A 22,739-nucleotide genomic window follows, 5' to 3' on the forward strand; every position below is an offset into this window, starting at 1 on the left:
CGCGCCGTCTCCAAAAAAAACCGCCCCGGCCAGGAGGCCGCGAGGCGGTTTGAAAGGCGACAAGCACCGGGCAACGTCCGAAGCGGACGCGCGATCTTAGCTTTCGAGCAGAAGCGATTCCGGATCTTCGAGCAGTTCCTTGACTTTGACGAGGAAGCTGACCGCTTCGGCGCCGTCCACGATCCGGTGATCGTAGGAGAGCGCAAGGTACATCATCGGGCGGATCTCCATCGTCTCGTTGTTGATGGCGACCGGACGGTACTGGATTTTGTGCATGCCGAGAATCCCGACTTGCGGCGCGTTCAGAATCGGCGTCGACAGCAGCGAGCCGAACACGCCGCCGTTCGTGATCGTGAACGTGCCGCCGCTCAGATCGGACAGGCTCAGCGTATTGGAACGGGCTTTCTTCGCGAGATCGGCGATCGTGCGCTCGATTTCGGCGAAGCCGAGACGGTCCGCGTCGCGTACGACCGGAACGACAAGGCCTTCCTTGGCGGCCACGGCGATGCCGATGTCATAGTAGTGCTTTTCGATGATGTCTTCGCCGTCGATTTCCGCGTTGAGCAGCGGGAACCGCTTGAGCGCGCCTACGACGGCTTTCGTGAAGAACGACATGAAGCCGAGGTTGACTTCGAATTTTTCTTGGAACGATTGCTTGCGGCGTTTGCGAACGTCGAGAATGGCGGTCATGTCGACTTCGTTAAACGTCGTCAGCATCGCGGCGTTGTGCTGCGCTTCGACGAGGCGATTCGCGATCGTCAGCCGACGGCGCGACATGCGCTTGCGTTCCGACGGCTTGGCCGGATTGACGGCGGCCGGAGCTGCGGCCGCCGCAGGCTTGGCTGCCGGAGCGGCAGCGGAGGCCGGAGCGGAACCGGCTGCGCGCACGTCCTCGGGATAGACGCGGCCGAGCGGATCGCGGGTCGGCGTGCGGCTCAAGTCGATGCCCTGCTCGCGCGCCAGCTTGCGGGCGGCCGGGGATGCCGGAACGTTCGCGGCGGAATCCGCGGCCGCGGGAGCGGCTGCCGGTGCGGCCGGCGCGGCTGCCGGTGCGGCTGCAGGAGCTGCGGGAGCCAAAGCGGCCGGGGCCGCGGCAGCGGGCGCAGGGGCCGCGGCAGCGCCGCCTTCGCCGATCCGTCCGACGACTTCGCCGATTTGCACGGTGTCGCCTTCTTGGCGGATGATTTCGGCGATGACGCCGCCTTGGTCCGCGCTGATTTCCAGGTTGACTTTATCGGTTTCCAGTTCGAGCAGCAGGTCGCCCTGCTGAACCGTATCGCCTACTTTAACGGCCCATCTGGCGATGGTTCCTTCCGAGATCGATTCTCCCATAGCGGGTACGATGATTTCTTGCACTGTTGTTACCTCCCCAAGTTAAGAGTCAAGGAACGACTCGGCTTCAACGTTTGCGAGATGATATACTGCTGTTCCAGCGCGTGGACCTGCTGGAAGCCGGTAGCCGGGCTCGAACGGTCCGGGCGGCCGATATATTGAACGGAGACGCCGGCGGGGGCAAGATCGCGAAGCCGGGACTCGACGAAATTCCAAGCACCCATATTGCGCGGTTCTTCCTGAACCCATACGATTTCTTTCAGTTTCGGGTAGCGTCCGGCAATTTCGGCGATTTCGTTCGCCGGGAAAGGATAAAGCTGCTCGACGCGGGCGATATGCAGCCAATCCGTCTTGCCGTTCTCTTCCTTCTCAAGCGCTTCGGCCAAATCGATCGACACTTTGCCCGAGCAGAGCACGAGCCGTTCGACGCGGTCTTTCTTGCCTCCGAGGCCCGGATGCTCCAACACGGAGCGGAACGAGCCTTCGCTGAACTCCGCAGGCGCCGAAGCGACGCGCGGGTTCCGCAACAGGCTTTTCGGGCTCATGAGCACGAGCGGCCTCGCGTTGTCCGTGCCCAGCAGGGACGCTTGGCGGCGGAGCAGGTGAAAATACTGTGCCGCGCTCGAAACGTTGGCCACGATCCAGTTTTCTTCGCCGGAGAGCTGCAGCACCCGTTCGAGCCGCGCGCTCGAGTGCTCCGGCCCCTGGCCTTCGAAGCCGTGCGGAAGCAGCATGACCAGGCTCGATTTTTCGGACCATTTGGAGCGTCCGGCCGCGATGAACTGGTCGAACAGCACCTGCGCCACGTTCGCGAAATCGCCGAACTGCGCTTCCCAGATGACCATCGTTTCGGGAGAAAACACGTTATAGCCGTATTCGAAGCCCAAAACGGCCGATTCGGACAACGGGCTGTTATGAATCGCAAACGATGCCCGGGCTTGCGGCAAGCGGTGCAGCGGACAGAACACGTCGCCCGTCTCCGGGTCGTGAAGCACGAGGTTCCGGTGCGCGAACGTGGCGCGCTCGGCATCCTGCCCGGTAATCCGGATCGGACGGCCCTCGGACAAAATCGTGGCGAACGCCAGCGTTTCCGCGTGGCTCCAGTCCACCTTTTCCCCTTCGTTCAGCGCGTCCGCGCGGCGTTCCAAAATCTTTTGCAGCTTCGGATACACCTTGAATCCGTTCGGCCACCGCAGCAGCTCGGCGTTGATTTCGCGAAGCTTCTCGAGCGGCACCGCCGTCGGGAACGCCGGTTCCTTGTCGTCAGCCTCGGGCGGCGATTGGTGCACCGCTTCCTGCCCTTCGTTCTGCTTCACTTGCTCGTACGCTTCCTTCAGCTTGTCGAGCACGGATTTTTTGATTTCGTCGTAGGTTCCCTCGCTCAGGGCGCCCGCTGCGGAAAGCTTGTTCCAGTAGATCTTGCTGACCGACGGGTGAGCCTTCACTTTCTTATAGATCAGCGGCTGGGTCGCATCCGGATCGTCGCCCTCGTTGTGGCCGTATTTCCGGTAGCCGACCAGATCGATCAGGAAATCCTTCTTGAACAGTTTGCGATATTCGGCGGCCATTCGCGCCGCGGCGATGCAGGCTTCAGGATCGTCCGCGTTGACGTGAACGATCGGAATTTCATATCCTTTGGCCGCGTCGCTCGCATAATGGGTCGAACGCGAATCGACGCTCTCGGTCGTAAAGCCGATTTTGTTATTGACGATAATATGGATCGTGCCGCCGATTCCGTAGCCCCGCAACTGGCCGAGGTTCAACGTTTCCGTTACGATGCCCTCGCCCGGGAAAGCCGCGTCCCCGTGCATGACGATCGATGCCGCGAGATCGAAATTTTGCTTCGGATAGCCCGGTTGGCTCCGATCCTCCTGGGCGGCACGCGCGAAGCCTTGCACGACCGGATTGACGTACTCGAGATGGCTCGGATTGTTCGCCAGCGTGATGCGCGTTTCGACGGCTTCGCCCGTCTTGATCGAACGGTTCGCTCCGAGATGGTATTTGACATCCCCCGTCCAGCCGTAATTGATGCCGATCGAGCCTTCGGACGGGATCAGATTTTTGTTCGGCGAATGATGGAACTCGGAAAAAATTTTCGAATACGGCTTATTCAGCACGTGCGCCAGAATATTCAGGCGGCCGCGGTGAGCCATGCCCATCGTGATGTTGCGGACGCCGTCGTTCGTCAGCTCGTGCACGATTTCGTCCACGAGCGCGACCAGCACGTCGTTGCCCTCTACGGAGAACCGTTTTTGGCCGACGAAGGTGCGGTGCAGAAAATCTTCGAACTGCTCCGCCTCGATCAGGCGGGTCAGCAGCTTCAGCTGTTCCGCGGCGTTCGGCTTCTTGGACGGAATTTCCTGCTCCGCCCAATGGTTCAGCCACTTTCTTTCCTCCTCGGAATGAACGTGGCCAAAGTCGAAGGCGATCGTTCCGGTGTAGGTTTCGCGCAGCTTCTTGATCGCTTCCCAGCCGTTCGCGAGGCCCGCCGGAGCGCCTTCCCATACGAGCTCGGCCGGCAAAGCCGCCAGGTCCGCTTCGCTCAGTCCGAACGCGGAAGGCTCCATAATGTTCGTATCCGCTTTCGGGCCGATGCCCAGCGGATCGATGTCCGCAGCCAAATGGCCGTAGGCGCGAATATTGAAAACAAGCTTGCCGGCAAGCACGGCGTTCCGCAGCTGCCGCGGGTCGATTCCGGCCGCCGAAGGAGCCGCCTGTGCGGCCGAACCGGCATAGCGAAGAGGCGGCGCTCCTTTTGTCGCGAACAGTTCGCGATATTCCGGCTCTACCGCCTCCGGATTGCTCAAATACAATTCATACTGCTCCTGGATGTAGCCCAAATTGTGGCCGTAGTACTTTTCCCAGAATTCACGTTGGGTACACTCTTCTGTCGCCATGGTCCTACCCCTCGAGTTCATTGATTTGTCGATAAAATGAATTTTTAAACGTAAATAAGTCACCCTAGAAATTATAGTATATCCTTGACGATGTTAAAAATAATCAATTCCTATCAATATCATCTCAAAATGAGATGGATAGGCCCGCGCAAGGAAAAAAGGGGCTCCGAGCACGACCCCCGGGGCCATTCATTTTCTCAAGCGGTCGTCGGACATCCGTTTAAGCCGCCCGCTTCACCCCGGCAAATCTGCCGCGGCGTCCAAAATCTGCCCCATCGTAAAAGAGACGCAGGGCAGCCGTTCGGACCGGACCGCCTCGTCCCTCTCATAGACGTTGAGCAGCTCGTAGCTTCCGTCAGACAAAACGTACTGCTCCAGCGCTTCGTTGCCGGGGTCGGCGATCCAGTATTCGGGAATCCGGTAAGCGGAATAAACGTCCCGCTTGTCGAACCTGTCCCGCTTGACCGAATGAGGCGAAAGGATTTCCACGACGAGATCGGGAATGCCCTCGATCCCCCTGCGGGTGATAATCCCGATTCGGCTGCGGTTAATCATGACGATATCGGGCTGGCGGACCTCCGTCGGGGACAAAATCAGATCGACCGGAGACGCAATGACGATATAATCGTTCTGACATCCGTTCGTAAGAACATTTTGCATGAAATAGCTGATGACTTGATGCTTGGGCGTGGGCCCCGGAGACATCGACTCCAGCACGCCGTCCGCGATCTCGTACCGCTTTCCGTCATCAGGCATGTTGGCGTAATCGTCGTACGTTACCGGCTGTTCCCGGATCGTCGCCGCGCGCTCGCCGGCATTTGCCGTCCTTTTCGACCGCTTTTCCCCGTTCATCCGAACATTCGCCCTCCTTCATGCAAATAGCACCTCATCAAAGCTGCACGCATCGTGATCGGCTTTGTGAGGTGCTTCCCCGTCTTTCGTTGCTTTTATTATCTATCGGTTCGTCCTTCGTGTCAACGCGCGAAGAGCCGGGAACCCGCCAATGCAACGTCGCCAGTGCAACCGTCACTTCGGACCCTCGAACGCCCCGTTGTAGCATCGCCTGCAAACCGGCTTGTAATCCTCGTTTCCCCCGATTTGAATTTGGTCCCCCTCGTTGACGGGCTGTCCGTCTTTATACCGGATGACCATCGTCGCCTTGCGGTCGCAGTACCAGCAGATCGTTTTGATCTCTTCGATTTTGTCCGCGTAGGCAAGCAAATAATAGCTTCCTTCGAACAGGTTGTTTTGAAAATCGTTTTTCAGGCCGAACGCCATGACCGGAATGTCGAGCTCGTCCACGATTCTCGCGAGGTCCAGCACCTGCTTTTTGTTCAAAAATTGGGCTTCGTCCACGAGCACGCAGTAGATGCGTTTTCGGCCTTCCCTGGGCAAGAACGACTTCACGCTTTCGAATAAATCGGTGTCGTCCTCGACCGGGATCGCTTCGCGCGTCAAACCCGCGCGGGAACCGATGCGGTTGTGCCCGCTCCGGGTATCGATCGAAGGAGAGAACAGCAATACCGGCTTGCCTTGCTCCTCGTAGTTGTGCGCGACCTTAATGATTTCGATCGATTTGCCGCTGTTCATCGTTCCGTATTTAAAGTACAGCTGCGCCATTCGCTTCCCTCCGGTCTTCCGCACCCGCGGCTTGATTCGTGCTGTTTACAAACGACCGGACAATTCGTTCGCAAAACCGCCCCGTGCCTTCGTTCCATTTTACTCCTCGCTTCGGCGCTTTGCCAGCATCGCTTCCAGACGTCCGAAGGAAGTTCGCTTGCTTGACCGGTTCTGTCTGCCTATCGATAGACAGAAGGGGCCGTCCCCCAGGTCGATTTTGACCTTTCGGGACGGCCCCAAGCAGCCTCTCCGAAGGACGAGCCCCCGGCAGCGAGTGCTAAATGTCTTAAATGGTCAGCCAGCGCTTGAACATATGCTTCGTCGTGTCGCGGTTAATGGCCGCGATCGAAGTCGTCAGCGGAATGCCTTTCGGGCAGGAGCGCACGCAGTTTTGCGAGTTGCCGCAGCCTTCGATGCCTCCGTCCTCCATCAGCGCTTCCAGACGTTCGTGGGCGTTCATTTCGCCCGTCGGGTGAGCGTTGAACAGACGGACCTGCGAAATCGGGGCCGGTCCGATAAAGCTGGAGCGGTCGTTGACGTTCGGGCACGCCTCGAGGCAGACGCCGCACGTCATGCATTTGGACAGTTCGTACGCCCATTGGCGCTTCGATTCCGCCATCCGCGGGCCCGGGCCGAGGTCGTACGTGCCGTCGATCGGAATCCACGCCTTGACGCGCTTGAGGGCGTTGAACATGCGCTCGCGGTTGATGACCAGGTCGCGGACGACCGGGAACGTCGTCATCGGTTCGAGGCGGATCGGCTGCTCGAGCTGATCGATCAGCGCGGAGCAAGCCTGGCGCGGCTTGCCGTTGATCACCATCGAGCAGGCGCCGCACACTTCTTCCAGACAGTTCGACTCCCAGCAGACCGGCTTCGTTTTCGAGCCGTCCGCCTTGACCGGATTCCGCTGAATTTCCATCAGCGCGCTGATGACGTTCATATTCGGACGGTACGGGATATCGAACTCTTCCGTGTAAGGAGCCGAGTCCGGATTGTCCCGACGGGTGATAATGAATTTGACTGTGCGTTTGGCGGTTGCCGTTTCGGCCATCGCTTATCCCTCCTTCTTCTTGTTGGTGGAATAGTCGCGCTTCCGGGGCTTGATGAGCGAAACATCCACGTCCTCGTACGAAATTTCCGGACCTTCGTTCGTCCATTTCGCCTTCGTCGTCTTCAGGAAGTTTTCGTCGTCGCGTTCCGGGAATTCCGGCTTGTAGTGCGCGCCGCGGCTTTCGTTCCGCAGAAGGGCGCCGACCGTCATGGCTTCGGCAAGCTCCAGCATGTTCCACAGCTGGCGGGTAAACGAAGCGCCCGCGTTGTTCCACCGCGCCGTATCGTTAATGTTGATTTTGTTGTAGCGCTCTTTCAATTCCTTGATTTTGCCGACCGTCTCTTCGAGTTTCTTGTTGAAACGGACGACGGTCATGTTGTTCGTCATCCATTCGCCAAGCTCTTTGTGCATGACGTAGGCGTTCTCGTTGCCGTCCAATTTCAGGATCGATTCGTATTGGGCGGCCGCTTTCGCGCGTTCGCGTTCGAATACGCTCTCGGACACGTCCTCGGCCGATTTTTTCAGGCCTTTGATGTATTCGATCGCCTTCGGTCCGGTCACCATGCCGCCGTAGATCGCCGAAAGGAGCGAGTTTGCGCCCAGACGGTTGGCTCCGTGGTATTGATAATCGCATTCGCCGCAAGCGAAAAGCCCCGGAATGTTCGTCATCTGGTTGTAATCGACCCACAGGCCGCCCATCGAATAGTGAACCGCCGGGAAAATCTTCATCGGAATTTTCCGCGGGTCGTCGCCGGTGAACTTCTCGTAGATTTCGATAATGCCGCCGAGCTTGACGTCCAGCTCCTTCGGATCCTTGTGGGAAAGGTCGAGATAAACCTTGTTCTCGCCGTCGATGCCGAGCTTCTGGTTGACGCAGACGTCAAAAATTTCGCGAGTCGCGATGTCGCGGGGCACGAGGTTGCCGTAAGCCGGATATTTCTCTTCGAGGAAGTACCACGGCTTGCCGTCCTTGTACGTCCAGATGCGTCCGCCTTCGCCGCGGGCCGATTCGCTCATGAGACGGTTTTTGTCGTCGCCCGGAATCGCGGTCGGGTGAATTTGGATGAATTCGCCGTTCGCGTAATAGACGCCTTGCTGGTACACGGCGCTTGCCGCCGTGCCGGTGTTGATGACGGAGTTCGTCGTTTTGCCGAAAATGATGCCGGGGCCGCCCGTCGCCAGAATGACCGCGTCCGCGCGGAACGTTTTCACTTCCATCGAACGCAGGTCCTGCGTCACGATGCCGCGGCAAATGCCTTCCTCGTCGACGACCGCGCCGGTAAATTCCCAGTGCTCGAACTTCTGCACGAGCCCCGCGGCCTCCCAGCGGCGAACCTGCTCGTCCAGCGCGTACAGCAGCTGCTGTCCCGTCGTGGCGCCCGCGAACGCGGTACGGTGATATTGCGTGCCGCCGAACCGGCGGAAGTCGAGCAGGCCTTCCGGCGTCCGGCTGAACATGACGCCCATCCGGTCCATCAGATGGATGATGCCCGGAGCCGCTTCGCACATCGCCTTGACTTGCGGCTGATTCGCGAGGAAGTCTCCGCCGTACACCGTATCGTCAAAGTGCTCCCATGGGGAGTCGCCTTCGCCCTTCGTATTTACCGCGCCGTTGATGCCGCCTTGCGCGCACACCGAGTGCGACCGCTTGACCGGCACGAGCGAGAACAGGTCGACCCGCATGCCCGCTTCCGCAGCTTTGACGGTAGCCATCAAACCTGCCAGGCCGCCGCCGACGACGATCACTTTTTGATTTGCCATTGATGTTTCCTCCCCTTAACTGATCGTTACCGAACCGAGCGCCGAAGCGGCCGCCGCGAACTCTTCTCCGCGGAACGCGAACAGCGACAGCAGGAACAAGGCGGTTACGATCACGAAAATGCCCATGCAGATGTTCGAGGAGACGCGTTGGGCGCGCGGTCCGACCGTAATGCCCCAGCTGACCAGAAACGCCCACAGGCCGTTCGCGAAGTGGAACGAGGCGGCCAGAACGCCGATAATAAAGAACGTAAAATAAACCGGATTGCTGACGATGCCGTGCATATGGTTGCCCAGCTCTTCATGCGTCGTGTTGCCGAGCGCGATTTGAACGCGAGTCGTCCACACGTGCCAAATCACGAAGATGAAGGTGATCACCCCTGTAATCCGCTGCAGCGCGAACGCCCAGTTCCGGCCGTAGCTGTAACGGTTCACGTTCAGGTCGGAGGTGAACGCCAAATACAGCCCGTAAACGCCGTGGAATGCGATCGGAAGCCAGATGAAGAACAGCTCCAGGAAAAATACGAGCGGAAGGCTGTTCAGCAGATTTACCGCATCCTTGAAGCCTTCCGGGCCGCCTTCAAACGCGGAGTAGTTCGTCAGGGCGTGTTCGATGAAAAACAGCCCGAGCGGAATGACTCCGAGCAGCGAATGAAGCTTGCGGGGGTAATACGAATTTCCACTCATGTCGTTGTGCCTGCTCCTTTCGAATCCGTACGTTTTGGACGAAAAACGGCCGCAACTGTCGCGGAAGCGCTTTTTCGTCACGATTTTGTCACTCTTCTAAGGTTACTGCATTTTCGCTTATAATGGAACTGCTTATTTTTTATTAACACTTATACCGAATACGCATAAGCGGAAGGATGACCTGTTATGCTGGAAGATATGAAGCTGTTCGCCACCGTCGTGGAGCATTCAAGCCTAAACCGGGCCGCCGAACGGCTCAATTTGACGCAGCCCGCGCTTTCCCGCCGCATCGCCCGGCTGGAGCGGGAGCTGGAGGTCGATCTGTTCCGGCGGATCGGCAAAAGGCTCGAGCTGACGCCGGCCGGCCAGCTCACGTACGAATTCGCGCTGGAGCTGCGCCGCTTCCACGGCGAATACCTTCAGCGCTTGAACGCTTTCAAAACGGAGGAAGCGCCGGTGACGACGATCGGCGCGAGCCTGACGTCGCTGCAAACGACGCTTCCGGAAATCGTCAAGGCGATCACCGAAAAGCATCCGAACCTGGAAATCAAGGCGATAACAGGAAAATCGCATGAAATCGCCACGCTCGTCAAAGAGCGGAAAGTCGACTTCGGCATCGTCGCCTCGGCCGTCGACGACGACCCGGCCGTCACGAGCGTCCCCCTGTTCGACGACAGCCTCATGCTCGTGCTGCCGCGCACGCATTTTATATTGGAAAAAACCCAGCTCGAAATGAAGGATTTGAACGGCCTGCCGATGATTTTATTCGCCCCCGGAACCTGGTACCGCACGCTTACCGACGAGTTGTTCCGGCGCCATGGGATCAAACCGGACGTCCGCATGGAAATCGATTCGTTCGAAGCGATCGTCCGCCTGCTCGCCGCTTGCCGCGCTGGCACGCTGCTGCCGACGTCCTATCTGCGCCCGCAGCTTCTGGAAGACAACGACTTGTACGTCGTCCGGCTCAAGGAGCTGGAGGTGACCAAGCGCACGACGTCGCTCATCTACGGAGACTTGGGCTGGCTCGTCCCGTCCACGCGGTATCTCATCGAAGAGACGATCGCCTATTTTTCCCGGAACAGCTTCAAATCGAGCGAGCATTTGACGCCTTGATGGCGAATGTTTCCGGTATATTGCCCGTTAAAAAGTATGTTATCCTCACTAGGAGCTGGATAGACTCTTCCGAGTCAGGAAATTCAAGCTTAATCTGCCAAAACCACCGATATTTTCATCCCCGAATCGCGCGAAAAAGCGAAAATCTTCGACTTCCAAAACGTTAAACTGTACATTCTCGAGTAAGCTCGAGCCGCAATTTTCGCACATAGGGGCTGCTGCATAAAAAAGATTGGCGACGTCAGGGAGCATATCCCTGCGTCGCCGTTTTTTGTTTTCCGTTCCGCTGTCGCCACTATTCGCAACCTCTCAATGGCCTTTCGCCTTTCCTTTCCGCGGGTACGTTTTGCACAGGGAAATGGTCGTTAATTGCGATTTCGCGCTCCGAGGGCAAATAACGGTCCGGGGAGGCCGTTATTCGCGAATTACCCCGCACCGCGGGCAAATGGAAGCTGCCACGAAGCCGCTCTGATTCGCGGTCCGCTTTCCGGCACGGCCAGCATTTCCGTGAGCGCGACCGGCTCGTATCCTTTGGCGCGAAGCCAATCGATCAGCCGGGGCAGCGCCTCGACCGTGCCGGACAAATCCTGTCCGACGCCTCCGCCCGCGTGCAGCAAAATAATCGATCCCGGCCGCACCGCCTCGGTCACATTCCGGATAATTTCGGGCGCTTGAAGCTGACGCCAATCGAGAGAGTCAACGTTCCAATTGACGACGGTATAGCCCTGCGAGATCGCCCACTTCAACTGCGGCTCCGTAATCTCTCCGTACGGCGGACGGATCAGCTTCGGGACGAACCCGATTTGCTTGCGGATAATCGCACCCGTCCGTTCGATTTCGGAAACCATTTTCCGCGTGGACAATCGCGAGAAATCCGGATGGCTGAACGAATGGTTGCCGATCGCATGCCCTTCGGCGAGAATTCGCTTGACCAATCCCGGATGCTTGGCCGCTTTCATCCCCACGACGAAAAACGTCGCATGCATCCTTTTTTCCTTTAAAATATCCAGCACCTGCGGCGTAAACCTCGGATCCGGCACGTCGTCGAACGTCAGCGCCACCTGACGGGGGCGGCCCGGAGCGGATAAAATAAACGCGCCTCTGTACCTTCGCTGCATATCGGCCCAATTTAGCTTCGGCCGGCTTTCGTTCGCGCGAACGAGACGCTCCGTTTCCGCGTTCGTTCCCGTTCCAACGAGACGCCCCGCTTCCGCTTTCGTTCCCGCAGCCGCCCCTTCTCCTTCGGCGAACAGCAAAAGAACGGCGCAGCCCAGCAACAGCGCGCGCCGTCCCCATCCCGATTTAAGCATCGCTACCCCCCACTCCCTTGAGAAACCTGCGCCTCCCATAGGGTTAGCGGAACGACTTTTTATCATGCATAAGGCATCTGGCCCGATCTGCGGCTATTTCTCGATCGATTCCTGGAATTGCTCGATTTGCTCGTTCGTCCCGATGACGACCATGACGTCTTTTTTCTCCAGCAAATCTTCGGCCGTCGGGGCGATAATGATGCCTTTCGGCTTGTTGATAGCCACGACGCTGCAGCCGAAGCGCCCGCGGGGATTGACCTCGGAGAGCGATTTGCCCGTCAGGCAGTCCGGCACGTTCAATTCCGCGATCGTGTACGTCTTCGAAAGCTCGATGTAATCGAGCAGATTCGGCGAGACGAGCTGGTGCGCCACGCGAATGCCCATATCCCGTTCGGGGTAGATGATCCGGTCGACGCCAAGCCGCTCCAACACCCGGCCGTGAAGCTCGTTCACCGCCTTGGCGACGACTTTTTTGACGCCGAGCTCCTTTAGCAAAATCGTCGCGAGAATGCTCGCCTGGATGTCGTCCCCGATCGCGACGACACCGCAATCGAAATTGCGGGCGCCGATGGAACGGAGAACTTCCTCCTCCGTTGCGTCCGCAACGACCGCATGCGTCAGGACGCCGCTCATCTCCTGTACCTTTTCCTCGTCGCGGTCCACGCCGAGCACCTCGAAGCCGAGCTCGATCAGCTCGCGGCCCAAGCTCGACCCGAAACGTCCCAGTCCGATAATGACAAATTGATTCAGCTTCATGTTCGCTCTCTTCCTCTACCCGATCATAATTTTGCCTTCGGCGTGGCGGTACAGCTCGCGGCCCTTTCTCGGTCCGAGCGCATAGCCCATCGTCAACGGGCCCAATCTGCCGATAAACATCAGCAAAACAATCATGATTTTCCCCGCGTCCGTCAGCTCGAGCGTCAAGCCCATCGACAGGCCGACCGTGCCGAACGCGGACGTCGCCTCGAATAAAATCATCAAAAAATGGCGGTCCTGCGTCGTCGAAAGAATCATCGTTCCGATCAGGACGATGGCGAGCGATATAAGCGTAATGGTGAGCGCTTTATATACCCGCTCCTGGGCGAGGCGGTACCGGAACATCGCCACGTCCTGCTTGCCCCGGATCATCGCCCACACGGCGCCGAGCAGCGCGGCGAACGTCGTCGTCTTGATCCCCCCGCCCGTCGAGCCCGGCGACGCCCCGATAAACATATACAGGATGATGAAAAATTGGGTCGCCTGGCGGAGCGAAGCGATATCGAGCGAGTTGACGCCCGCCGTGCGAGGCGAAACCGACTGCAGGAACGCGGCCAATATTTTCTCGCCGAACGTCAGCGGGCCCATCGTGTCCGGATTGGAGTATTCGAAAATGAAGATGACGAACGCGCCGAACAAAATCAGAAACCCGGACATGCTGAGCACGACTTTGGAATGCAGCGTCAGACGCCTCGTTTTTTTGAAATCCGCCAAATCCGACAGCACGACGAAGCCGAGCCCGCCCGAGACGATGAGCAGCATCGAAACGATGTTGACGAGCGGATCCCCCGCGTACATCGTCAGGCTCCGGTAATCGCCCATAATATCGAAGCCGGCGTTGTTGAAGAAGGAAATCGCATGAAAAACGCCGAGATACGCCGCGCGGCCCGGGCTGACGTCGAACATGAATCTCGCGGTGAACAGCACCGCTCCGGCGGCCTCGATCGACAACGCGTAGACGACGACGCGGCGAACGAGCCGCACGATGCCTTCGATGCTCGTCTGGTTGAGCGCTTCCTGCAGGATGAGCCGCTCCTTGAGCGAGATGCGCCGCTTCAGAAAAATGGCGAACAGCGTAGCCATCGTCATGAAGCCGAGCCCGCCGACCTGAATGAGAACCAGAATAACCAGCTGGCCGAATGCGGAATAGTGCGTGCCCGTATCGACGACGACGAGCCCCGTCACGCAGGTGGCCGAAGTCGCCGTGAACAGCGCGTCGAGCCAGGGCGTCGCCTCCCCCGTCGCGGACGCGGCGGGCAGCCGCAGCAGCTGCGAGCCGATGAAGATGATGCACGCGAATCCGAGCACCAGCAGCCGCGGCGGCGATGCCGTCAACCACTTGAAGGCCGCTTTCATGGCTCTTCACCTCGCATTTTATCCAATGATGATCTTCCCTTCTGCATGCCGGTACAGCGAGCGATTTTCCCGGGCGGCGAGCGCGAAGGAGAGCGTATACGGACCGACCCGGCCGACGAACATCACCAGCATAATGATGATTTTCCCCGCCGTCGACAGCTCCGTCGTCAACCCCATCGAAAGCCCCACGGTGGCGAACGCGGAGGTGGCTTCGAACAGGACGCCCATGAACGACGCGTTTTCGGTTACGGACAGGATCATCGTCGCCGCCACGAGAATCGCAAGAGAGAAAAAGGTGATCATGATCGCCTTGTACACCTGGGTTTGGCCGAGACGGTGGCGAAACAGAACGACGTCCGTTTTCCCCCGGATGACCGCGTAAACGGCGGCGACCAGCACCGCGAACGACGTCGTCTTGATTCCGCCGCCCGTCGAGCCGGGCGACGCGCCGATAAACATCAGCCAGACGATAAAAAACTGCGTCGCCTGGCGCATGTCGTACATGTTGAGCGTGGTGACGCCGGCCGACCGCGGCGTTGCCGAATGCAGCAGCGCGGCAAGGAGCTGGTTGCCGAAGTTTAACGGCCCGAACGTTTTCTCGTTCGTATATTCGAAAATGAAAATGACGATCGCGCCCCCGACGAACAGCAGAACGGTGACGCTCAGCACGACCTTGGAATGAAGCGACAGCCGTTTGCGCTGCGGCCACTCGACCAAATCCGCCAGGACGACGAAGCCCAGGCTTCCGCAAAGGATCAAAATGATGGAAATGACGTTCATGTAAGGATCGGAAACGTAATCGGACATGCTGCGAAAATCGCCGAACAGATCGAACCCGGCGTTGTTGAATACCGATACCCCGTGAAAAATGCCGTAGTACAGCGCGCGTCCGAGGCTCATTTCCTCCATGAACCGGATCGCGTAAAGCAGCGAGCCGACCGCTTCGATCGTCAGCGCATACAGCACGACTTTGCGCACGAGCCGGACCAGACCCTCCAAAGTGTTCTGATTCAGGGATTCCTGCAGCGCAAGCCGGTCCCGCAGCGAAACCTTGCGCCGAAGCATGAGAGCGAACAGCGTTCCCATCGTCATGAAGCCGAGTCCTCCGACCTGGATCAGGATCAGAAGAACCCAGTGGCCAAACGCGGAAAAATGAGTTCCGGTATCCACCACGACGAGACCGGTCACGCACAGGGCGGAAACCGAAGTGAACCAGGCGTCGATCCAGCTCAGCGTTTGGCCGCTCACGACGGAAACCGGCAGCTTGAGCAGCACGGCCCCGACCGCGATAAGGAACGCGAAGCCGAATACCAGGGTGCGATAAGGCGAAGCATAAAGCCAGCGAACGGCTTTTTTGTACAAGTCGGTCACCTCGTTCGAAGTCAAGCGTCATCCGTTCCGTCCAAACCCGTGAGGGCGAAAAGTTCACCCTTAATCTTTCCGAAATCGCAAAAAAAGACACCGGCACTCCGGTGTCTTCGCACACTGAGTCCTGTTCGGCTGCAGCCTACGAGGTTAGCTGACGGGTTCGGGCCTGAACAGGCAGCCCTATCCCGCGCGCCGCCTGCGCGCGCAAGGAATTCACCCCGACCGCGGCGCCAATGCGGCGGCGGCATTTGGTTCCCCCGTTTTCTTGCGGAAATTCGGCTGTTTAGTATGATAGGGAATAACGATAATAATCGAATGCAAAATTACATACCATCGCATTATAGTCTCTCCGCTTAACGCGGACAACTGCCAAATCCGGCTAATAATGCAGTTTGGAGCGTTAATTGCTTCGGCAAGCGGCGGAAACGGGGAGCGATGCATCAATCTTCGCGGTTATCTTCTATTTTCGTTAATTTAGCTAGCAATCGGGCGGAAAACGAGAAAAAAAGAATTATGCGTCCGGTGTATGCGTTTACCTGAACGATTCGAAAGAGCGGAGTGATCGAATTTGATTTCGAAGCGTTGGCTCGTTTGGTCTGCCATCGGTCTCGTCTTGTATTTTTTTATCCAAGTGGCGCCTTATTTCGGTTCCTTGCAGGACTCCGGGGATTTCGGCATGCTGACCCGCGAGGAAGCGAAGTCGGCGGCGCTTGAAGCGGCAACCGCTCGGTTCGGCATTCCCGCTTCGGACCTGGGGGAAGCGCGCGCAGCGCATCTGTCCGACAGCGAGGGCGTGAGCTACTTGTCCAAAGAAAAGCTGCTCGAAGCTTATAACGACGCGTGGGACGAGCGCTTTCCCACCGATGTTTATCGCGTGGACATTCCGCTGGGAGCCGAAAGCAAGCTGGAACTGTCGCTTCACATGAAAACCGGGGAACTCGTCGCGTGGCGCCACGCGACGGAAGGACGATCGACGGGCGGCGCGGACGAAGATCCCGCCCTCCTTGTCCGGCAGGCTCGCGAAACGTTGGCCGAATGGGGCTTCGCCGCGGAAGACTGGGAACCGACGGGCGAAGTCGCCGCGGACGGCGCGGTCGGCTTCCAGTCCCGGAAAGCCGGGCTCGGAGAGGCGAAGCTGCAAGTGTTCGTCAAGCCGGCGCAGCGTTCGCAAGCTTCCTCCGGAACCGGCGCGGAAAGCTCGGCAGCGGAAGACGGCATCCTGCCCGACCGCGCCGGGAGCGAGCTTCGGTACCGGCTTTTGCCGCCCGCATCCTTTATGCAGTATTTGGAGTCGCAGGAGGAAAAGGCCGCTCTCCTGTCCATTTACGGCTCCATGCTTCCGCAGCTCGTCCTGCTCGTTCTTGCGGTCGTCTACTCGGGGGCGTACAGCAGTTGGACCTCGTACCGGCGCGGGGCCTTTTTGGCCCCTTTGTTTTTTGTTTTGTATGCGGCCTTTACGTTCAATATGGCGCCCGCCTTCCGGGCTCAGGCCATCGAATCCGGCATGGGGCAGCCGGAAGCGGCGGCGTTCGGATCGATCGTTTTCAATCTGATGATGCTCGCGGCGATGGCGCTCCTGACTTACTTCTCCGCGGTCGCCGGCGACGGCCTGTGGAAATCGGCGGGCCGCGATTTGTGGCCGAGCTGGCGTCAGCCCGACTACGGCCGGCGGGTGCTCGCCGGCATGGGTCGGGGCTACTTGCTGGCGTTCATCGTGCTCGGCGTCCAATCCGTCGCGCTGCTTGCTTTAACCTTTTTGCTCGGGTCGTTCTCTTCCTCCGACGTCACGCAATCGACTTACAACATGACGTATCCTTGGCTGATGCCGCTGCTCGCCTGGTGCGCGGGCATCTCGGAAGAGCTGCAGACGCGGCTGTTCGGCATCGGACTGTTCCGCCGCTGGCTGACGGGCGGGGCTCGCCGGCTGCTGCGCCGGGAGCCGTCTCCGCGGGCGGCGAAAGCGCTGACGTTCGCGGCGATGCTGCCGGCTTCGCTGCTATGGGCGTTCGGGCATGTCGGCTATGCGATCTATCCCGTTCACACCCGATTGATCGAGCTTGTCCTGATCGGCTGCCTGTTCGGCTGGTTCATGCTCCGGTTCGGCCTGATCGCCGTCATTTTCGCCCACGTTTCCGTGAATTCGATTTTGATGGGCGTGCAGATGCTGTTCGACGGCCTGCGCGTCGATCTGGCGGGCGGACTGTTCAGCTTCGCGATGCCTCTGCTCGTCGCCTGGGCGATCTGGCTGCTTCACCGGCGATTCGGGAGCCGGCCGCCATCGCCGAGCCGTTAGAAAACCAAAAGCCCGGCGCAGGCCGTTGCAGCTTGCCGCCGGGCTTCCGATCCTTATCGAATGATCAGGCCTTTCCCTCTTCTTGCCTCTCCTCGTTCAAAGCCTCCAAAATCCGCTTCGCAAGCGCCTCCCCGATCGAGACGGCGCGGAAATCCTCGACCGACGCTTCGCGGATCGCCTTAAGCGAGCCGAAATGCTTGAGCAGCTGCTTGCGCCGCTTTTCGCCGATGCCGGGAATCGCGTCGAGCGCCGAGGCGACCATCGATTTCGCCCGTTTTTCGCGGTGGAACGTAATCGCGAACCGGTGCACCTCGTCCTGAATCCGCTGAAGCAAATAAAACTCCTGGCTGTCGCGCGGCAGCGGCACGGCTTCCGGGGGATCGCCGACGAGCAGCTCGGCGGTCCGGTGCTTCTCGTCCTTGGCGAGGCCGCATACCGGCACATCCAGCCCCAGCTCGTTGACGAGCACGTCCAGCGCGGACGCGATTTGCCCTTTGCCGCCGTCGACGACGATCAGGTCCGGGAGCGGCAAGTTTTCCTTCAGCACGCGCTCGTAGCGGCGGCGGATCACTTCCCGCATCGTCTCGTAGTCGTCCGGTCCGGTGACCGTCCGCACGTTGTATTTGCGGTATTCTTTCTTGTCCGGCTTGCCGTTGGTAAAGACGACCATCGCGGAAACCGGCGACGTCCCCTGGATGTTGGAGTTGTCGAACGCTTCGATGCGGCTCGCGGACGGAATGCCGATGCGCTCGGCGAGCCCTTGCGCCGCCTTGACGCTGCGTTCCTCGTCCCGCTCGATGAGCCTGAACTTCTCCTCCAGCGCCATCCGCGCGTTGCCGCAGGCCATCGATACGAGCTTGCGCTTCGAGCCCCGTTTCGGCACCCTCACCTTGATGCGCAGCCAATTGCGCAGCGAGGCGACGATGTCGCCGCCTTCCCCGTGCGCTTCATCCTCTTCGTCCTCGTCGTCCTCCGGCACCGCGCCTTCGCCTTCCCCGGGCACGGCTCCGTCCGCGAACGCTTCCGCGGATTCGCCCGTTGCCGCCGCGGCGGCGTCTTCCGCTTCGGATGCCGCGTCCGCTTGCTCCGCGTTCCGCGCGGCCTCCTCCTCCGGCGGCGCGGGCAGCAGCACCTCGCGCGGCAGCGCCGGATTGTCGCTGTAATACTGCGTCAAATACGTCAGAAAGTCGTCGTACGGCTCGCCGTAATACGGAAAAACGGAGACGTGGCGCTGAATCATTTTCCCTTGGCGCATGTACAGAATTTGCACGCACATCCAGCCCTTGTCGACGGCGTAGCCGAATACGTCGCGGTCTTTGGCGTCCGCCATCGTAATCGTCTGCTTCTCCATCGTCGCCTCGATCGCCGCGATCTGGTCGCGGTACTCCTTCGCGCGCTCGAACGCCAGCTCCTCGGCGGCTTGCTCCATTTTTTGCTGGAGCTGTTTTTTGATTTCCCGGTGTCCGCCGTTCAAAAATTTCGTGATTTCGCCCGTCATCCGTTCGTATTCGGACGGCTCGACCGGAAATTCGCACGGCGCCAGGCATTGGCCCAGGTGGTAGTAAAGGCAAACCTTGTCCGGCAGGGTGCGGCATTTCCGCAGCGGATACAGCTTGTCGAGCAGCTTTTTCGTTTCTTGGGCCGCGTACGCGTTCGGATACGGTCCGAAATATTTGCCTTTGTCTTTGACGATTTTCCGCGTGACCTCAAGCTTCGGATGCGTCTCGTTCGTGATTTTCAAATACGGGAACGTCTTGTCGTCCTTGAGCAGCACGTTGTAGCGCGGATGATGCTCCTTGATCAGGTTGCACTCGAGAATGAGGGCCTCCGTATTGCTCGCGGTGACGATATATTCGAAATCGCGGATTTCCGCGACGAGCCGCTGGGTTTTCGCGTTATGGCTGCCGCTGAAATACGAGCGGACGCGATTTTTCAGCACTTTGGCCTTGCCGACGTATATGATGGTGCCCTCGCCGTTTTTCATCAAATAACAGCCCGGCTGATCGGGCAGCAGCGCCAGCTTGCGGCGGATGTTTTCCTTCGCCTCTGCGGGGTCCGAAAACAGAACCGTCGGGATTTGCTGCGGCGTATCCATCGCTTGGGAGCGCCTCCTTGCATCTAAAATAACAGACGATGATGCCGATTTGATTATTATTGTATCACACCCCGGACATGCGCAAAATTCCGCAACTTGTCCGCGCAAACGCTTTACAACAAAATGCGAAGTTGGGTATACTGAAGCTAATGATGTTTTCAGGAGGCTTCCCCATGGAGAACGCTAACGTACAAGATCCACGGCTGCACGTGAACGAAGAGCCCCGCGACGATTTGAAGGATCTCGTTTACGGGTTCGGCGGCATGTTCGGCTTTATGTTCATCGTGTTCACGATCGCGGTCATCGTCAAGTTTATCATCACCGACTGAGACGGTCCAACGCCGAAAAGCCGTCCGGAACCTTTACAGGGTTTCCGGGCGGCTTCTTCTTTTTGAGTCGCAACGATTGCCGGACTGACCGTCAGAAGTCGATATCCCGAAAGATCGTTTCCGTCGGAAGCTCGATGCCGGGCAGCACGTCCGACCGCCCGATCGGCTCGTACTTTCCGTCCGCAAGCCCGTGCATATAGATTTGACGCTCGATGTAATCGACCATCCAATATTCGCGAACTCCGTGCCGCTCGTAAAGCCTGAACTTGTCGACCGCGTCCCGCGTGGCGTTCCGCAAGCCGGGAGACACGATCTCGATGATCAAATCGGGCGCTCCGAAAATGCCGTTCGGCCGCAGCAGATGTCTGCGCTCGTTCGAAACATAGGTCAGATCGGGCATCACGTAATCGCCCGTTTCGCCGTGGGCGTATACGGCCGCATTCGAGAGGAACACCCGGCCTGTCCGGTGACGATTAACGAATTGCTGCAGAATCAGGTGAAGCTGTCCCAATACCGATTCATGCGGGAGCGAACTCGGTTCCCGGAGGACCTGCGCGCCGTCCCACACTTCGTAACGCCCTTCCATGTCGATCGAATGATATTCGAAAGCCATCCGGAGTCCTCCAATGCGCAGAATTTACATATATGGATAGTTTATCGGATATGTGCGGAAGGATCAACGATGGACCGTGTCGAGAAAAGGATCGTTTCATCCGCTTCTTTTTCCGTACTTGAGCCCAAAATAAAACAACTTCCCTGACAGCCAGGCTGCCAGGGAAGTCGAACATGATCCCGTTTATTTTCCCGCCGCTTCTCCTTGCGCCCCGTCCCGCGCCGAGCGCCGCTCCGCCACTTCGTCGAACCTGCGCCGTTCGGTTCGTTCGATTTGCACGATGCGGCCGTCATGCACGATGATCTGGACGGTGCCGTACTGAAGGCCGGATACCGCGTCCGTAATCCGGTTTACCCAGCTTTCCGACAGTTCCAATGGTTTGGGCATATGTCGAGTTCCTCCCCTTGATCGTTTAATCTTAAGCTTCGTGACCGCGGCTCATTCGGTTTTCCAGCACGGATTTGACGATCAGCGTCACGATCGCAAGCAGCATCAGCAAAGACGAGACGGCAAACGAAGCGGAAAACTGATACTCGTTGTACAAAATCTCGATGTGCAGCGGCAGCGTGTTCGTCTCGCCCCGGATATGTCCGGAGACGACGGAAACGGCCCCGAATTCCCCCATCGCCCGGGCGTTGCAAAGTATCATCCCGTACAGCAGCCCCCATTTGATGTTCGGGAGCGTGACCTTGCGGAACACTCTCCAGCCCCGAGCGCCGAGACTGACCGCCGCTTCTTCGTCCTGCGCGCCTTGGGCCTCCATCAGCGGAATAAGCTCGCGGGCGACGAACGGAAACGTGACGAACATCGTCGCGAGGACGATTCCCGGCGTGGCGAACACGATTTTGATATCGTGCTCCTGCAGCCACGGGCCGAGAAACCCTTGGGCGCCGAACAGCAGGATGTAAATCAAGCCGCTGATGACGGGAGAGACGGCAAACGGCAAATCGATCAGCGTGACGAGCAGGTTTTTGCCGCGAAACTTGAATTTGGTGACGGCCCAGGCGGCGGCGACGCCGAAAATCGTATTGAGAGGCACGGCAATCAGCGCGGTCACGAGCGTGAGCCTTAAGGCAGCCATCGCGTCGGGGTCGGCCAGGGCGTCGACATAGGCTCCCCAGCCTTTCCGGAACGCTTCCGCCAGCACCGAAATCATCGGCAGCACGACGATGAGTCCGAGAAAGAGCAGCGCGATGCCGATCAGCGCGAACCGGACGAAGCCGGACTCGGTCAAATGCTTGGGCGAAGGCGCGCGTTTTTTGCGGCCGAGAGGATTGGTGACGATACCCGCCATCGGTTATCCCCCCTAAGCCGAGCGCAAACGGCGGTTGCTCCACCGTTGCAGGACGTTGATCAACAGCAGCAGAAGAAACGACATGACCAGCAGGACGACGGCGACGGCGGCCGCCTGGCCGTATTCGAACTGCTCCAGCTTCGTGACGATGAGCAGCGGCGCGATTTCCGTCTTGAGCGGCATGTTTCCCGAGATGAAGACGACCGAGCCGTATTCCCCGATCCCGCGGGCGAAAGCCATCGCAAAGCCCGTGAGCAGCGGCGGCACCAGCTCCGGAAAGATGACCTTGCGGAACGTCCGGAAACGGTGGGCCCCGAGCAGGGCGGCCGCTTCCTCCGTATCCTTGTCGAGATCCTGCAGCACCGGCTGGACGGTGCGGACGACGAACGGGATGCCGATAAAAATGAGCGCGATCGTAATGCCGATCGGCGTATACGCGACTTTGACGCCGAGCGGCTCGAGCAGCGATCCGACCCAGCCCTTCGGCGCGTAGATCGTCGTCAGCGCGATGCCGGCCACCGCGGTCGGCAGCGCGAACGGCAAATCGATGAGGCCGTCGACGATAGTCTTGCCGGGGAACTTGTAGCGGACGAGCACCCAGGCGAGCAGCAGTCCGAACACCATATTGACGATCCCGGCAAAAAACGCGGTCATCAAGCTAAGCTTATAGGAGGCGACGACCCGCGGCTGCGTGATGGTGCTCCACCACTGCGCCGGACTCAGGTCGGCCGACTTCACGACCAAAGCTGCGAGCGGAATGAGGACGATCAGGCTCAAATACGTGATCGTAATCCCCGTCGTGAGCCGAAAGCCCGGCAGCACTCTTTTTGGCTTGCGAATCGATGCGGTCATGTCTTCGCGTTAACC

Annotated in this window: 19 protein-coding genes and 1 riboswitch; of the genes, 3 read left to right on the plus strand and 16 right to left on the minus strand. The window is 59.0% G+C overall.

Features of this window, described 5'->3' with window-relative positions; translation table 11 throughout:
• Nucleotides 1–96: 96 nt before the first annotated feature.
• The 7 genes from odhB to B7E11_RS10175 form a co-directional block, all read right to left on the minus strand.
• Entirely contained in the window at nt 97–1,356 is a 1,260-nt protein-coding gene (gene odhB, locus B7E11_RS10145) for a 2-oxoglutarate dehydrogenase complex dihydrolipoyllysine-residue succinyltransferase (protein WP_080833999.1), read from the minus strand.
• A 5-nt stretch (nt 1,357–1,361) separates the two neighbouring features.
• The gene (locus B7E11_RS10150; protein ID WP_080834001.1) at nt 1,362–4,229 is read right to left on the minus strand and encodes a 2-oxoglutarate dehydrogenase E1 component; all 2,868 of its coding nucleotides are present in this window, start codon (nt 4,227–4,229) and stop codon (nt 1,362–1,364) included.
• Between the two features lie 234 nt (nt 4,230–4,463).
• Nucleotides 4,464–5,081, minus strand: coding sequence for a Uma2 family endonuclease (locus B7E11_RS10155; protein WP_080834003.1), 618 nt, complete (start codon nt 5,079–5,081; stop codon nt 4,464–4,466).
• Nucleotides 5,082–5,255: 174 nt separating this feature from the next.
• Entirely contained in the window at nt 5,256–5,849 is a 594-nt protein-coding gene (locus B7E11_RS10160; RefSeq protein WP_080834005.1) for a thymidine kinase, read from the minus strand.
• A gap of 286 nt (nt 5,850–6,135) precedes the next feature.
• Nucleotides 6,136–6,900, minus strand: a complete 765-nt coding sequence (gene sdhB / locus B7E11_RS10165) for a succinate dehydrogenase iron-sulfur subunit (protein ID WP_080834007.1) — start codon at nt 6,898–6,900, stop codon at nt 6,136–6,138.
• 3 nt (nt 6,901–6,903) lie between these two features.
• Entirely contained in the window at nt 6,904–8,661 is a 1,758-nt protein-coding gene (gene sdhA / locus B7E11_RS10170; RefSeq protein ID WP_080834009.1) for a succinate dehydrogenase flavoprotein subunit, read from the minus strand.
• Nucleotides 8,662–8,676: 15 nt separating this feature from the next.
• Nucleotides 8,677–9,345 carry a succinate dehydrogenase cytochrome b558 subunit gene (locus B7E11_RS10175; RefSeq protein ID WP_080835414.1) on the minus strand — a complete coding sequence of 223 codons (669 nt, stop codon included), beginning with the start codon at nt 9,343–9,345 and terminating at the stop codon, nt 8,677–8,679.
• Between the two features lie 186 nt (nt 9,346–9,531).
• On the opposite strand from B7E11_RS10175, the gene B7E11_RS10180 reads away from it, so the two are divergent.
• Nucleotides 9,532–10,458: a LysR family transcriptional regulator gene (locus B7E11_RS10180; RefSeq protein WP_080834011.1), complete on the plus strand. Its 927-nt coding sequence runs from the start codon at nt 9,532–9,534 to the stop codon at nt 10,456–10,458.
• A 425-nt stretch (nt 10,459–10,883) separates the two neighbouring features.
• Here B7E11_RS10180 and B7E11_RS10185 read toward each other — a convergent pair whose 3' ends face one another.
• From B7E11_RS10185 to B7E11_RS10200, 4 genes are all read right to left on the minus strand, one after another.
• Nucleotides 10,884–11,768, minus strand: a complete 885-nt coding sequence (locus B7E11_RS10185; RefSeq protein WP_080834013.1) for a polysaccharide deacetylase family protein — start codon at nt 11,766–11,768, stop codon at nt 10,884–10,886.
• Between the two features lie 93 nt (nt 11,769–11,861).
• Nucleotides 11,862–12,524: a potassium channel family protein gene (locus tag B7E11_RS10190; RefSeq protein ID WP_080834016.1), complete on the minus strand. Its 663-nt coding sequence runs from the start codon at nt 12,522–12,524 to the stop codon at nt 11,862–11,864.
• Between the two features lie 15 nt (nt 12,525–12,539).
• Nucleotides 12,540–13,880, minus strand: coding sequence for a TrkH family potassium uptake protein (locus tag B7E11_RS10195; RefSeq protein ID WP_080834018.1), 1,341 nt, complete (start codon nt 13,878–13,880; stop codon nt 12,540–12,542).
• Between the two features lie 18 nt (nt 13,881–13,898).
• Nucleotides 13,899–15,242 carry a TrkH family potassium uptake protein gene (locus B7E11_RS10200; RefSeq protein ID WP_080834021.1) on the minus strand — a complete coding sequence of 448 codons (1,344 nt, stop codon included), beginning with the start codon at nt 15,240–15,242 and terminating at the stop codon, nt 13,899–13,901.
• 126 nt (nt 15,243–15,368) lie between these two features.
• Nucleotides 15,369–15,539, minus strand: a riboswitch (cyclic di-AMP (ydaO/yuaA leader).
• A gap of 277 nt (nt 15,540–15,816) precedes the next feature.
• On the opposite strand from B7E11_RS10200, the gene B7E11_RS10205 reads away from it, so the two are divergent.
• The gene (locus B7E11_RS10205) at nt 15,817–17,541 is read left to right on the plus strand and encodes a CPBP family intramembrane glutamic endopeptidase (RefSeq protein WP_080834023.1); all 1,725 of its coding nucleotides are present in this window, start codon (nt 15,817–15,819) and stop codon (nt 17,539–17,541) included.
• Nucleotides 17,542–17,605: 64 nt separating this feature from the next.
• Here B7E11_RS10205 and uvrC read toward each other — a convergent pair whose 3' ends face one another.
• Nucleotides 17,606–19,636, minus strand: coding sequence for an excinuclease ABC subunit UvrC (gene uvrC / locus B7E11_RS10210; RefSeq protein WP_080834025.1), 2,031 nt, complete (start codon nt 19,634–19,636; stop codon nt 17,606–17,608).
• A gap of 173 nt (nt 19,637–19,809) precedes the next feature.
• On the opposite strand from uvrC, the gene B7E11_RS28895 reads away from it, so the two are divergent.
• Nucleotides 19,810–19,965, plus strand: a complete 156-nt coding sequence (locus B7E11_RS28895; RefSeq protein WP_139787140.1) for a YqzM family protein — start codon at nt 19,810–19,812, stop codon at nt 19,963–19,965.
• A 91-nt stretch (nt 19,966–20,056) separates the two neighbouring features.
• Here the strand turns inward: B7E11_RS28895 and B7E11_RS10215 are convergent, their stop codons facing one another.
• The 4 genes from B7E11_RS10215 to cysT form a co-directional block, all read right to left on the minus strand.
• Entirely contained in the window at nt 20,057–20,578 is a 522-nt protein-coding gene (locus B7E11_RS10215; protein ID WP_080834028.1) for a Uma2 family endonuclease, read from the minus strand.
• A 183-nt stretch (nt 20,579–20,761) separates the two neighbouring features.
• Complete coding sequence (locus B7E11_RS10220; RefSeq protein ID WP_080834030.1) at nt 20,762–20,965, minus strand: YezD family protein; 204 nt, start codon at nt 20,963–20,965, stop codon at nt 20,762–20,764.
• Nucleotides 20,966–20,996: 31 nt separating this feature from the next.
• The gene (gene cysW / locus B7E11_RS10225) at nt 20,997–21,872 is read right to left on the minus strand and encodes a sulfate ABC transporter permease subunit CysW (protein ID WP_080834032.1); all 876 of its coding nucleotides are present in this window, start codon (nt 21,870–21,872) and stop codon (nt 20,997–20,999) included.
• Between the two features lie 12 nt (nt 21,873–21,884).
• A complete protein-coding gene (gene cysT, locus B7E11_RS10230; RefSeq protein ID WP_080834034.1) occupies nt 21,885–22,724 on the minus strand; it encodes a sulfate ABC transporter permease subunit CysT in 840 nt (279 codons plus the stop codon).
• Between the last annotated feature and the right edge of the window lie 15 nt (nt 22,725–22,739).

This window comes from Cohnella massiliensis (assembly GCF_900169535.1).
GTDB lineage: Bacteria > Bacillota > Bacilli > Paenibacillales > Paenibacillaceae > Cohnella > Cohnella algarum.

What these genes read in the sequence shown, in the direction of transcription:
- B7E11_RS10150 (WP_080834001.1), bottom strand. Translation starts at nt 4,229, where the DNA reads ATGGCGACAGAAGAGTGTACCCAACGTGAATTCTGGGAAAAGTACTAC.
- B7E11_RS10155 (WP_080834003.1), bottom strand. Translation starts at nt 5,081, where the DNA reads ATGAACGGGGAAAAGCGGTCGAAAAGGACGGCAAATGCCGGCGAGCGC.
- B7E11_RS10160 (WP_080834005.1), bottom strand. Translation starts at nt 5,849, where the DNA reads ATGGCGCAGCTGTACTTTAAATACGGAACGATGAACAGCGGCAAATCG.
- sdhB (WP_080834007.1), bottom strand. Translation starts at nt 6,900, where the DNA reads ATGGCCGAAACGGCAACCGCCAAACGCACAGTCAAATTCATTATCACC.
- sdhA (WP_080834009.1), bottom strand. Translation starts at nt 8,661, where the DNA reads ATGGCAAATCAAAAAGTGATCGTCGTCGGCGGCGGCCTGGCAGGTTTG.
- B7E11_RS10175 (WP_080835414.1), bottom strand. Translation starts at nt 9,345, where the DNA reads ATGAGTGGAAATTCGTATTACCCCCGCAAGCTTCATTCGCTGCTCGGA.
- B7E11_RS10180 (WP_080834011.1), top strand. Translation starts at nt 9,532, where the DNA reads ATGCTGGAAGATATGAAGCTGTTCGCCACCGTCGTGGAGCATTCAAGC.
- B7E11_RS10185 (WP_080834013.1), bottom strand. Translation starts at nt 11,768, where the DNA reads ATGCTTAAATCGGGATGGGGACGGCGCGCGCTGTTGCTGGGCTGCGCC.
- B7E11_RS10190 (WP_080834016.1), bottom strand. Translation starts at nt 12,524, where the DNA reads ATGAAGCTGAATCAATTTGTCATTATCGGACTGGGACGTTTCGGGTCG.
- B7E11_RS10195 (WP_080834018.1), bottom strand. Translation starts at nt 13,880, where the DNA reads ATGAAAGCGGCCTTCAAGTGGTTGACGGCATCGCCGCCGCGGCTGCTG.
- uvrC (WP_080834025.1), bottom strand. Translation starts at nt 19,636, where the DNA reads ATGGATACGCCGCAGCAAATCCCGACGGTTCTGTTTTCGGACCCCGCA.
- B7E11_RS28895 (WP_139787140.1), top strand. Translation starts at nt 19,810, where the DNA reads ATGGAGAACGCTAACGTACAAGATCCACGGCTGCACGTGAACGAAGAG.
- B7E11_RS10215 (WP_080834028.1), bottom strand. Translation starts at nt 20,578, where the DNA reads ATGGCTTTCGAATATCATTCGATCGACATGGAAGGGCGTTACGAAGTG.
- B7E11_RS10220 (WP_080834030.1), bottom strand. Translation starts at nt 20,965, where the DNA reads ATGCCCAAACCATTGGAACTGTCGGAAAGCTGGGTAAACCGGATTACG.
- cysW (WP_080834032.1), bottom strand. Translation starts at nt 21,872, where the DNA reads ATGGCGGGTATCGTCACCAATCCTCTCGGCCGCAAAAAACGCGCGCCT.
- cysT (WP_080834034.1), bottom strand. Translation starts at nt 22,724, where the DNA reads ATGACCGCATCGATTCGCAAGCCAAAAAGAGTGCTGCCGGGCTTTCGG.